The 12,428-nt window shown below is 46.7% G+C and carries 10 protein-coding genes and 1 CRISPR repeat array; of the genes, 1 reads left to right on the plus strand and 9 read right to left on the minus strand.

Annotation, left to right across the window (positions count from 1 at the left end; genetic code table 11):
- Positions 1 to 202 precede the first annotated feature (202 nt).
- From ACJ8W9_RS08520 to cas3, 9 genes are all read right to left on the minus strand, one after another.
- On the minus strand, positions 203 to 1,045 hold the full coding sequence (locus ACJ8W9_RS08520) for a hypothetical protein (protein WP_411360846.1): 843 nt from the start codon (positions 1,043 to 1,045) through the stop codon (positions 203 to 205).
- A 231-nt stretch (positions 1,046 to 1,276) separates the two neighbouring features.
- Positions 1,277 to 3,745: a CRISPR direct-repeat array (repeat unit 28 nt; unit sequence GAAACACCCCCACGAGCGTGGGGAAGAC).
- A 47-nt stretch (positions 3,746 to 3,792) separates the two neighbouring features.
- On the minus strand, positions 3,793 to 4,032 hold the full coding sequence (cas2e, locus tag ACJ8W9_RS08525; RefSeq protein WP_411360847.1) for a type I-E CRISPR-associated endoribonuclease Cas2e: 240 nt from the start codon (positions 4,030 to 4,032) through the stop codon (positions 3,793 to 3,795).
- A gap of 28 nt (positions 4,033 to 4,060) precedes the next feature.
- Positions 4,061 to 4,933: a type I-E CRISPR-associated endonuclease Cas1e gene (cas1e, locus tag ACJ8W9_RS08530; RefSeq protein ID WP_411360848.1), complete on the minus strand. Its 873-nt coding sequence runs from the start codon at positions 4,931 to 4,933 to the stop codon at positions 4,061 to 4,063.
- A 2-nt stretch (positions 4,934 to 4,935) separates the two neighbouring features.
- The gene (gene cas5e / locus ACJ8W9_RS08535) at positions 4,936 to 5,646 is read right to left on the minus strand and encodes a type I-E CRISPR-associated protein Cas5/CasD (protein ID WP_411360849.1); all 711 of its coding nucleotides are present in this window, start codon (positions 5,644 to 5,646) and stop codon (positions 4,936 to 4,938) included.
- Between the two features lie 8 nt (positions 5,647 to 5,654).
- Entirely contained in the window at positions 5,655 to 6,683 is a 1,029-nt protein-coding gene (gene cas7e / locus ACJ8W9_RS08540; protein WP_411360850.1) for a type I-E CRISPR-associated protein Cas7/Cse4/CasC, read from the minus strand.
- Positions 6,684 to 6,716: 33 nt separating this feature from the next.
- The gene (cas6e, locus tag ACJ8W9_RS08545; RefSeq protein ID WP_411360851.1) at positions 6,717 to 7,361 is read right to left on the minus strand and encodes a type I-E CRISPR-associated protein Cas6/Cse3/CasE; all 645 of its coding nucleotides are present in this window, start codon (positions 7,359 to 7,361) and stop codon (positions 6,717 to 6,719) included.
- Positions 7,358 to 7,912 (minus strand): type I-E CRISPR-associated protein Cse2/CasB, encoded by a 555-nt coding sequence (gene casB / locus ACJ8W9_RS08550; RefSeq protein ID WP_411360852.1) that lies wholly within the window; start codon positions 7,910 to 7,912, stop codon positions 7,358 to 7,360. Before casB ends, cas6e begins: the two co-directional genes overlap by 4 nt.
- A 4-nt stretch (positions 7,913 to 7,916) precedes the next feature.
- Positions 7,917 to 9,413, minus strand: coding sequence for a type I-E CRISPR-associated protein Cse1/CasA (casA, locus tag ACJ8W9_RS08555; RefSeq protein ID WP_411360853.1), 1,497 nt, complete (start codon positions 9,411 to 9,413; stop codon positions 7,917 to 7,919).
- A gap of 2 nt (positions 9,414 to 9,415) precedes the next feature.
- Positions 9,416 to 11,983 (minus strand): CRISPR-associated helicase Cas3', encoded by a 2,568-nt coding sequence (cas3, locus tag ACJ8W9_RS08560; RefSeq protein ID WP_411360854.1) that lies wholly within the window; start codon positions 11,981 to 11,983, stop codon positions 9,416 to 9,418.
- A 261-nt stretch (positions 11,984 to 12,244) separates the two neighbouring features.
- On the opposite strand from cas3, the gene ACJ8W9_RS08565 reads away from it, so the two are divergent.
- Positions 12,245 to 12,400, plus strand: coding sequence for a cation transporting ATPase C-terminal domain-containing protein (locus ACJ8W9_RS08565; protein WP_411360948.1), 156 nt, complete (start codon positions 12,245 to 12,247; stop codon positions 12,398 to 12,400).
- Positions 12,401 to 12,428 lie beyond the last annotated feature (28 nt).

Here is a 12,428-nt window from a genome sequence, read left to right on the forward strand (position 1 = left end):
AATATGAAGTGTATTACATAAAGTCAATAAAATGAAGTGAACATCATAAACAAATCTTTATGATGTCTACTTCATCAATTAACCCTCTTTCGCGATTTCCGGCAACACATCAAGTAGCAGGCTTCTAATAACTTTTACACGGATGCGGGTCGCAAGTTATTCAGACCCTCCATGACCTCATAAGCTTCCAGTAACCAAAAGGCTATTTGTGAATCCTAGCCTGATGACACTCATGTAAACCTCGCCGGCAAGCAAGATCAAGAAGGTCATATGAAGGCTGATAACCTAGTTCAAGGAGGTAATAGAATAGTTCAGACGATGGTTGGCGCCCACGAAGCATGGTCTCGAAAAGGCGATGACTATTTTCTACGCTAATGCCATCACGCACCAGAAATTCGAACACTCTGCGGTAACCAAAGGCTGCGGCACGGTAAAATGCGCCTTGTTTAGCAAGGCTAAGCTCTGCCTGCGTTTTGTCACTATCAAGACTCCGATATTGATCGATTAATCGGATCTTCTCGAGTACGATCTGCTCGTGAGCTGCTAGATTTGTACTGCCGTTTATCACGACATACTCTGATTTTTCAGTCACACGAAAACCGTACTGAAGCAATTCTTCGAGCAGAGCAGGCGTTAGTTGCGCTGCAGCCAGTTCAAAAAGGCGGTCTTGTTCCTGTTCTGTTAGGTCATCTACTTTTATCGAACCCGCTTTAAATGCATGCAGCCAAAGCTCCCACCCACCCAACTCATAAGCGAGAAGCTGGAGATCCTGCACTGATGCCGTCTTGTAAAATACCGCGTCATTAGGCAGGTTCGTAACACTTTTTTTGACTTGCTCAGTTGCAACAATTCGATCAACTTTGGCATTTCGTTGTTTCACCGCTGTCAGCACGTCAGCGCTAATCTCAACTCGTTGCCTGTTTGGTTCAGCGGAAAAGCTAGACCAAAACCAGTATGCGCTAACAACTACAAAGCCAATACCAACTGCGAGTGACAAGCGAAAAGCAAGCTGTTTGCGTCTGGTCATTCGTTGTTTTTCACTCATCCGCCATAGTCCAAAAATTAACTCATCAATGCTTCGAGGGTGCGGCCTTTTTCTTGGATCAGTTTTCAGCCGTTGTTGACAGAATCACGATCTTGGGTTTAAGCACTCTTTCGCCTTTTTGAAAATACGCCCTTCTAGGGCGCCCACTGCGCTACAATCTCAGACACTCGTTCTATGAATCAGTTTCAATTCAGTATCCAGTACAGGACTGAAGTCATCACTAAACAGCAAGAAACACCCCCACGAGCGTGGGGAAGACCCAGCGCGGTTTTTGCCGTGGTTGGCGTGGGCGGAAACACCCCCACGAGCGTGGGGAAGACTTCACTCAAACTAGCAAAATCATCATAGGCTGAGAAACACCCCCACGAGCGTGGGGAAGACCTAATCGACCCAATCGCCCGCATCGTTGATAAGGAAACACCCCCACGAGCGTGGGGAAGACCGCCAAAAGTTTTCTTTTTTACACTCGCTATCGGAAACACCCCCACGAGCGTGGGGAAGACCTATCGATGTGACGTATGACGCAGGCAGCGGCAGAAACACCCCCACGAGCGTGGGGAAGACATGCTTAACATGATGAAAAACTTCCGCTTCGAGGAAACACCCCCACGAGCGTGGGGAAGACCGGATTATGATAACCGATTCTTCGCTAACCTTGGAAACACCCCCACGAGCGTGGGGAAGACCCGCTCGCCAGCGTATTCTCGATAGAAACCAAAGAAACACCCCCACGAGCGTGGGGAAGACGTCAAACCACTTGTCACTATCAACCCACAACAGGAAACACCCCCACGAGCGTGGGGAAGACATCAGTTTTAAAAACTAATTTACCCGATATAGAGAAACACCCCCACGAGCGTGGGGAAGACTCATTCCATACTGCGCGAACAACGCCGATAGCAGAAACACCCCCACGAGCGTGGGGAAGACTCTAAGGACTTGCCGCCGAATTCAACAAAGCTGGAAACACCCCCACGAGCGTGGGGAAGACTGAAACAGCATAAACAGACGTGCCTTTCATAGGGAAACACCCCCACGAGCGTGGGGAAGACTATTGCTTCCCCGATGAAGCCACGTTTCGGCAGGAAACACCCCCACGAGCGTGGGGAAGACAATCCTGCGTAAAATGTCGCACCGCCAGGAATGGAAACACCCCCACGAGCGTGGGGAAGACTATTGGCGTATATCTTGATTCAGACGTTTTCCAGAAACACCCCCACGAGCGTGGGGAAGACAGGTGAGGATCATCAAAATGCGTAAAGTGAAGAGAAACACCCCCACGAGCGTGGGGAAGACCAACACGCTACGCAAGAAAGCAGTCGCAGCCAAGAAAAACCCCCACGAGCGTGGGGAAGACAACTCAATGCCTGCGCGAACAAAGTTGCCTTTGGAAACACCCCCACGAGCGTGGGGAAGACCATTGTGTCTGGTGCTGAACCCGTCACCACTGGGAAACACCCCCACGAGCGTGGGGAAGACTTTTGAGAAAGCTATGGAGAGAGATGATGAAAAGAAACACCCCCACGAGCGTGGGGAAGACTGTTTGTGTTGTCAACACGGTTGCAAAAAATAAGAAACACCCCCACGAGCGTGGGGAAGACCGCCAAATTCATCTAAACCAAGACCCTCATAAGGAAACACCCCCACGAGCGTGGGGAAGACCTCATTCCGTCATGCTGCGGCAGGTGCTTGCTGGAAACACCCCCACGAGCGTGGGGAAGACTGCAACGAATATAGACTTGTGCGCCGCTTCTTGGAAACACCCCCACGAGCGTGGGGAAGACTTCGACTACCTTTTCGAGCTTGTGCTGGCAATGAAACACCCCCACGAGCGTGGGGAAGACCCTGCTCGAATGTGAACTTAGGCGGCAGGCTCGGAAACACCCCCACGAGCGTGGGGAAGACCTGCCTTTGCAACCCCGCGAAGACCTGCCGAAACAGAAACACCCCCACGAGCGTGGGGAAGACGCCAGTGTACCCGCTGCGCCTCGGATCGCGTTGGAAACACCCCCACGAGCGTGGGGAAGACAACGGTGTGAAGGTTAGGTTTTTGAAGTTGCAAGAAACACCCCCACGAGCGTGGGGAAGACTTGCACTAGAAGCTGGTTAGCGGTGTTGCGCCAGAAACACCCCCACGAGCGTGGGGAAGACCATAATGCGTATCATCATCGGCAGCCGCAGCGAGAAACACCCCCACGAGCGTGGGGAAGACATATGAAAGACCGAAAGTTATACAAAAAAGGCGGAAACACCCCCACGAGCGTGGGGAAGACTCCTGAACCCTTATTTTGTTAGAGGTATCTAAAGAAACACCCCCACGAGCGTGGGGAAGACCGATGGCGAAGTGACAGCGGCTGCGCTTTATGAGAAACACCCCCACGAGCGTGGGGAAGACTACATGACCACAAGCAAGCTCGCCAAAGTTAGGGAAACACCCCCACGAGCGTGGGGAAGACCGCCTACGTTCTACCGCAGGTCGATCGACGACAGAAACACCCCCACGAGCGTGGGGAAGACAAAATTATCCTGTACAGAAAGATGATCAGTCAGGAAACACCCCCACGAGCGTGGGGAAGACAACGCAACCACATCATAAAAACCGCTGCGTCTGGAAACACCCCCACGAGCGTGGGGAAGACTACTCTATCGCTCGGTAATGTCCTAAAAATTTAGAAACACCCCCACGAGCGTGGGGAAGACACCAACATATTGTGAAAGAACTAGCCCCAAAACACTATACTTTGCGTTTATGGTTGTTTTAGGGTTTCAATAACGAGTTGTAATCCGCAAATTTCAATCAACGACTTACGAGTTGGCCCGATCGTATGAACTTCATAACCCGGGGGGCCTGGTAAAGAGCGAAATATGACTACACCGGCCTCTGGCGGACAGTGTTTGTAAAGATACTCGACAACTGTTTTGGCTACTGAGTCTTTGATGCCAGACACGAATACATTTGCGCGTGGTTCAACAAACCAAAGTTTCATTCGGCCTCTTACCGCTGGAGGTAAGTCATTAGCGAGAACCACGAGCACGGCTAACTCCTAGCATATCCGGAATATCTACAGCTAACTTTGCAAGCAAGTCCATTTCGATCACACGAGATCTAAAACTTTCCGAGACTTTATGCTTGTTATACCGGCCGGCCATATCTCGGGTGAGACTAAATGCCAAATCTATACATAAGTGCTCTTTATACAAGTCGGCAAGATCATAGATAAAAGGTAAGGGACTGCCTGAATGGATAAAACCAATGTGAGGCGAATAGCCCATGCTGTGCACCGCTGAGCATAAAATACCGTATAGAGCAGCATTTGTAGAAGTTAAAACTTGGTTGGTAACATCACTCGTCTCAAACTTCCCCGGCACAAATTTACGTCCTTTCCATCCCACTTGATATTCTTCAGCTTTGGATTGATATAACGCCCTGACTCGATGTCCTTCCATACCCATCATTTCTTTTAAGTTTTTACCATCGAGGTCTGCTGTAGGAAAGCGACGAGCAAACATTCGCCGAGCAACTTCCAATGATTTTTGTGGGTGACTAGCGGTTTCTATTTGTTGTTTCAGATTCCGAGTATCTGCTGTTGGCAAAAATCCTGCGGCATAGAACAGTAGGCTATCTTCACCCACCCAACAAACAGAACAATTTGCTGCCGCAGCAGTTTTCACGGCATCGTGGGTAATGCTAGTGCCAGGCCCCAACAACAATGTATTGAGCGTTGCAACGGGTAACGGTACAACATTATTTTCCGAATCAATCCACTTAATACTGCTGTCATCAATTTCGAGCCTCCCCCTTTCCAAATATAAAAACGGATATTTATCCTTTACTTGAGGTAAGGAATCTCTAGTAACTTTTACGAACAAACGCTTGCCAGCCGCCATACTCAATCGACCGGTAACACAGTGACACGCCGGTCTCTGTAGAGCTTTTGTTGTCCAAACTGCAGTGGGACGTCATTAAGAGTAAACACGTATCCCTCGTGCTCACCTTGCAACACCTTGAAGCTAGGTAGTCGCCCCTTAGTTTTTGCCAATTGCGTTGCTTTTTCCATCGCATGAGTCGAATCAGCATGAATACCTTGCGCAATAAATTCTGTAGGCACGCAATTTTTTCGCCCCAAGTACAGATCCCATACTGGGTTTTGCAAAGCCGACTCTAAACTCTTCAGTTTGTCCTTGGGGCCCTGCAACGCAACAGCAAAAGCCATATCTTGTAAATAATATCGATAGGTCATTTTAGTACCACCACCTACCGCTTTCTTGCCATCACTTGTTTTCGGAATCAGGAGGTTCTGCCATGGATCTTTGTCGTCATAGCCACTGCCAACCATTTGAAAATCGCGCAGCAGCGGTTGACGAGCCATCGGTTGACCACGGCGATCAGAGAGCACAAATGCTTGCACCTGCATATCGCAGTCAGCCCATTCTTTTAACCATTCCGTTTGCTTTCCTCCTGCTCCCAACGCACAGCAAAGCAAACCAAACACGCCCGATTTAGTCGGGAAATCAAGGCTATCTCGCCGTCCAAATTTCGAGTCGTGCCCCCACGACTGCAGTGGAGCCTCCAGCCATAACAGCAAATAAGGATAATTCATAAATCACCTCAACTTACGTGGCTTTGTAATGACTCCACTAACGCATCTATGCTGAAACTCTCGTCTTCTCCCCAGTCATAAGAAGCCTGTTTACCAAAAAGTGAACCAGAAAGTCTCTCCTTCTTGTCGAGATAGCCTTTGAGTTCTTTGACACTTGCTTTCAAAAAGCCGCCCTCGCTCGCTTTAACAGGTGTCTCGAAAGGCACTTGCAAGCGTTGACCTTTTCGCACCATGACCCGAGCAAATTCCCAAGGACTAGCGCCCGACTGTGTTGTTTGTCGCGCATTTGGCACCGCTATAAACAAAGCCTTAGTAAATGCTTCGATAGCCCTTTTCAAATCATCGGGCCCCATGGTTTGTCTAAGCTGTCCGAGATCAAGGCTAATGTAGCGATAGTAAGTTGCCGAATTAAACTCTAAGCTTCCCATATGCGCGGAACCCGGTTCATCCTGCCGATCATCTAGCGCAGTAAAAAACTCAACTTCATTGCTCACCTTGTGGGTTGAAATCGCGTGCGAAAACGAGGCTGCTGCTTCCACATTCATATCTGCTGCTTTGGCAACCATGCGCCCAAAAAGTGCGATATCCAATGCATCGACAGCAGGATTCAAAGTCTGCTTGGCTAGTTTGGCTAATTCCTTGTCTTTGATTTTACTCTCATCAAAGTCTTTCTCTTTTGCATAATTGGCAAACGCCGTAGCTTCGGTTTCACTAATAAATAAGAGTGTGTCATCGACAAGTTGCGCTGCGATTTTCGCCCCGCATTTTTCTGCTTGCTGCTCCGATGCTCCAGCAGTACGACAAGCTTCAACAAACATTTGCTCAGCTTTCTTTGTGCGGACTCCGAGTTTAATTCCAAAATCTTGCATCGCCATCCGTACTTGGCGCTTCCAACATTGAGAACTAACTCGCGCTCGTGGTACACCACCAACAATAGCTGACTTAGGGGCTCCAACGTCATCTCGGTTCAAGCATGTAACAGGAAAAGATTGTAAAATGTGATACTCAATACGGATATTGGCATGTGGATTAATCATATTAATCTTCCTTAATATTGAATTAAAATTAAATCAATCAAATGGGTTTTCTAAAACAGGAACGACTTGCAGCAAGCCGCAACCGAAAGCTCGAGCACGTCCAATACCTTGTTGAAAACTCTTAGTAAATGCAGCTCTATCTGTGACAGTTAACAGCCCCTGAATATGAGCCTGCCCAATAGTTACTCGGCGTTGATGTTTATCTTTAAATTGAAGTACCTCAACCTTATCAACCTGCAGCGACTGTGTTGCAACGTCGAAGCCCCAACTACCTTGAGCTCGTTCGGTAAACCATTTCGCAATATCATCTCTACCTTTCACAGCCAATAATTTCCGGCTCGTATTATCACGACGCGTTGGATTAACTATTACTTTGAAGCGATAGCTTTTATAAAGTAAAAAGTCGTCGGAGATGGGTCTACTTTGAACTTCTCCATAAGTGCCTTCAACACTTTCCATCGGTTCACGATTTGCAAGCATCAAGACCTTTCGGCCGCGAATATCGCCGCCATAATCTGCATAAAGAATCCCACTTGAGGTACTTTTGTGTTTTTGTTCTTCGTTGCGTACATCTTCAAAAAGACCGTACACAACACGGTGAAGAGAGTAAGGATCGGTAATACGTAGTGCCTTCATTGCACGACGATCTAGGTGTAGAACGCTTGCTATCATCGTCATGCGGAGACCTCCGCTTTATTTATTTCAACGGCTTGACCATAGAACTCTTGAGCCCATTGTGTTTTAACGCGTTGCCCTGACTCAAAGCCGAAAAAACGTAACTGCTTTAAGAGCCGAACATAATCTAATGGTTGACCAATCTTGCTATCAATAAGAGTGAAAAGTGGGCGCAAGATACGACAAACCTCGGTCAAGTCGCTACAAGCTAGCAAGCGACGAAGTCTTGCTTTTGCTTGGCTGCTTTCCCGACCATCTTCATAGCAAGAAGCTAATGCTCCTCCTAAAGTTAGATTGCCGTTTCGCTCGCTCTTAGATTTCGCAATAGCTGCAGCTATTGCTACGAATGGTTTGCGTTCGTAATCTTTTTCTAAGTCAACGCCAAACCAGCCCAGTAACTCCCAAGACTGGTATTCTGTTGCCGGATTGTCTGCTCTGCGAAGCCTTGCTGCTTGACCCTTATCTTGGCGGCAACGTTCAATCACTGTTTCGACAAATCGCTGTTCTCGACTTTTCTCTTTATCCGACTGCACAGGCACTTCATTACTTTCCATATTTCTAGCCCTCTTGATTCAGATATTTGCTTGTGTTCGGGCGACATTTTGCCCAAGCGTCCATTTGTCTCGCTGTTTCTCGCGGACAGAACTTGTCATAAGCTTGGTGAACGTAGCCCGCAAATCTATGGCGAAGCTTTATACGCTCGGCGGTTGCATCTTCGGTTTGATCACATTGGTTCACCAAGCTCTGAAAATCTCGCTCACAGAGCTGCCAAAAGAGCTGCGTTGCTTGAGGTGCTATTTTTCCGCCATCAAAAGTTTGTTCTTTAAAAAAGCCTTGCACTCGTCCATATAAGTTCTTGGCCAATGCATCTAACGCATCCATTTCGTGTTTTAGTTGACGAAACCAACCTTGACCAACAGTCTGTCCATGCAACCAAACTTGGGACTCAACAAAATCGTCGCTACCAGACGCATATTGTTCACCAGCATTACTGCTCACTCGTAAACCACCCGACCAAATTGCAAAACTTTCAATAACATCTCGAGCTCTATTTAGCCCACTTCGTATTTGCCAACTTTGAAACCCTGTGGTTTCTGCTTGGTCAAAAAAACTCAGTAAAGCCGAAAGCTCACGCCATGGTCGTTTTTCTGGGTCGACCCAAAGTGCCTTGGGTTCTTTTCCCGAATTATTTATTGCCATGCTGGGATCAACGACGCCCTCCTTGTATCCTGCATGGGCAATTCCTTCGGAATAATGCAAGCCTTCATCCGTGAGGTAGCAAAATCTACTCAGTGGAATTAAACGCCCGATTAAGGAAGCTTTCAGTTTTTGTGCGTTCTCACAATTCTCACCGCTAGGCATTTTCTCCCATGGAGCTATTCCAACTCCTTCTGGGTATATATTCATTTTCTCAAGCTGATTCAACGTGAATAGGTTAAGCCACAAGGTACTCTGAATGTCGCTTGCGTATAGAAAGCTATGTAAGAGCCCCATATGTGCAACGGAAGGCCCAGGTTTACCAGTTGCTGGTTTACCCTTATCATTTGTTTTCCCACTGTAGCCTGGTGTTAAAACGACACTGTTGTCTGTCTTCTTACCCGAGAGCGCAAAGCCCATAAGAGTCAAAAGTAGAAGCGCTTTGTCTCCATCGTCTAGATCTCGCTGTCGCTGGACTTGACTCAATACAGTTGTATTTCCCGTTGAAACTTCAGGCAAGACCGCGCCAAAAGGCTGAATTTTGGCCGCCCTAATTGCTTGCATTTGCAAAAAGGGATTATCTCCATACAAATAGAATCGGTCATGCCACTTTTCTAAATACGCAACACAACGCTCTGCTAAACCCCTTGCACCAATAGCTTTCCACTCAACTTCATCTTTGGGCGTGGCTGCAGCTTGGGCAATAGCAAGAAGCAACTTCAACAGTGCTATTTTTTGTACTGGATTTCCGCCTAATGCTCGATAATCAGAGTTAGTAAAAATTTGTCTAAGGCTGACTCGGCCAAAATCGGCAACCGGTATCCAAGATTCATCAACTAAATTAAAACGGTTTTCCATTGCTATAGTTCCTGATTTTTTATAACTCGGTAACCGAGATCATCTCGATATTCCAAGCTGTATTTATCATGCACTTGAGTATTTTCAATGCCTCGCAAACAGTCGCTGTCATCGACAATAGCAACGTTAAAAATACTCTCATCTTTATCGTTCCAGTCGGGATTCCCCAAATAGAAACAGTGCTGCAGCCCGAAACGTTTTAGAACATCTGTCGGAACTGATTTAGGCTTATCACTCAGGGGGACATTAACAATGTGCTGCATAAGAATGGCTGTTCGTTTGCGCCATTCTGCCTTTTCTAGTGTGTACTTATGCAGCGGCAACTCTAATTGGCTACCATCCAAAAATATTAGTAGTGCCCGTTCAGCATCTCTAGAGATTCCTTTGAGAATTAACACTTCGAAGCTGTCTATTTCGCTGTATCGAGTCTGAGCTTTACTCTCTGGTAAAGTGTTCCCATCTTCTGCCAAGCCGATTCTCGCAAGTTGCTGTAAATCTCTTCTTCCTTTTCTGTACCGATTGCCATGCTCCAGCTCATGGAGCCATCGCTTCATACTTCCCTGTTCGTCCCTGTCTGAGTATGTTTCTTCTATTAAATTACGAATATCAATGGGTAAACTAACTTTTCTACATCCAGCCCAAACCTCTAAACTCCGACATAAAACATACGGGCTATATATGTAAGCGCTTGAGCCAAAATGTTTCTCTGGACTTTCAACCGCTTCCGCTAATTTTGGAGCCAAAAACCAAGCTTCTGGTTTTGCATGATTAGAACGCGGTGTTTGAGAGTGGCGCCACAACCTGCCTAAGCGCTGCAACAACATATCCGTCGGTGCAAATCGAGAAACCATAAAGTCGGCATCAATATCGAGCGATTGCTCTAGAACCTGTGTGCCGACAAGAATACGCCCCTTTTCACTTCGCCGCTTCCATCCTGATTTCCCATATAAATTAACCCACTTATCCTCAATTTTTTGTCGGTCATTCACTGTAAAACGCGAGTGGAGCAAGCCAGTGGAAATTCCAAGCTCTGCGGCACGAGCGGCCAAATCAAGATACCGTTGCTGCGCTTCTCTGACAGTATTTTCTATCCATAGTACCTGTTGACCTAGTTCAGCGCGCATCAACACTTCTTCAATCGCAAGGTTTTCGTCTGCGGTTAAGTTGATTTGATAGTCTCTGTCGTTACTTGATGGAACGCTCACTTCCGTTAGTGTCCCATCATCCCCGTTTTTACTCGAAGTAATTAATGGATATTCCAAAGAGGAACATGGTCGCTTAAGAAGCCTTTGGCGTCTGTCTTTGTTCAGCGTTGCACTCAAGATAATAACTGTGCATTCAAGCTTCCGAAGCAATTCGATAAGGGAGTCCAATAGTGTGCTCGTGTAAGCATCATAGGTATGAATTTCATCGAGAATGACGACTTTACCGGCCAATCCGAATGCTCGTACGAATCCATGTTTGACATTCATTGCTGCCATTAATGCTTGATCAATGGTCCCAACTGCGAAAGGCGCAAGCAGACCTCGCTTATTTTTGTTGAACCAAGCTCCTCCTGGCCGACCTTCTTCACCTATGTCTTTTTCAAACAGCCAGGCATTTGCATGCAACAGTAAAGAACGATGACTGCATTCATCCGCTAAGACTGCCTCCAAAAAGCTCTCAAAGCGTTCGTAAATTTTATTTGAAGTCAACTGAGTGGGTAGTGCGAAATAAATACCTGAGCATTTTCCTTTCTGCAATATCTGATAAGCGGCATATAAAGCTGCTTCAGTTTTACCTAATCCCATCGGAGCTTCTAAAACATAAACTCCTGGGGCCGTTACCTCTTCAATTAAAACTGACTGGGCGTCATGTGGAGAAAAACCAAAAACCTCTTCAAAACTCAATCCTGCTCTATAAGTAACTGGCACAAACCCTGCGTCGTCTACCGCCATCTCAATTTTATCTTTCCATGGGGTTTTGGGGTCTTCAAAATGAAAACCAGATCCAATCCAGTCAGATACTGAAGTTAACCCTGCGAGCAAACGAGCTTGCTCAAAGGTCACTTCTTTCGGCCATGACTCACCAAGGGCTTTTTTCAATGAAATAACTAACTTCTCTCTCTCGGCTTGCCACAACTCACCACCGAAAACTTCATCTGTTGCTCGAAGACCAGAAACGGCCGGTGAAAATCCGTGATGTTGACCAAGGATCTCCGGTATGTAACACGGTGCATTCAAATATTGAGCCGTTAACTGACTAACGCCAGCATGACCGTTCCACGTTCTCTCCAACTGAAAATTCACGTTCGGTAATAACTCACCGCCAGCAGCGACCATAATTTTATTGTAGAAAGTAGGGCTTACCTTGCCAATATCATGTGTAGCTGCAGTAAACGCAGAGCCATCGGGGAAAAGATGCGCGACTGGAGACCGACGAATTAACTCTTTCGCCACCTCTCCAACAATACGGCAATGGTTTTCTACACTTCTACCAACACCCTTACGACCATTGTTATCGAAGGTTTTAGCGGGCACCTTTTGATACGGTATTAAAGCTATTTCCTTATTTGTACGAGGCCGAAACACTACAATTTCCCTATTCCATGTTGATAGCTCAAACTTCAGCAAACAGATAGAACATAACTTAAACTTTCATCAGTCAAACCAACAAAAACAAACAAAGTGTTAAAATTTTGATGCATTAATATGTTTAGCATGCATAGATAACTAATGTAAAGCGTCTAGCCGACGGTTGGTGTCGCGGTTTGAAAATTAATTGGAAAAGATACAACGTTAAACTGGCATGCGGTAAACGGCACACCGATCGTGTGGCTAACGATTCTTTGCGTGATACTGGCGCAATTTGCAGTGACCTATAGCGCGCCACTGCAGGAGGTATTTGCCACGACATCTGTCGCTTTTGTCGATGTTTTGCTGATAGTGGGTATTGGCGTAGTGCTCTTTGTTGTACTCGAATTCGAAAAGCGCCTGCGCGGTAGATAACTTCATAGAATTATGCGCAACGTTAAAA

The organism is Pseudidiomarina salilacus (assembly GCF_047323925.1).
GTDB lineage: Bacteria > Pseudomonadota > Gammaproteobacteria > Enterobacterales > Alteromonadaceae > Pseudidiomarina > Pseudidiomarina salilacus.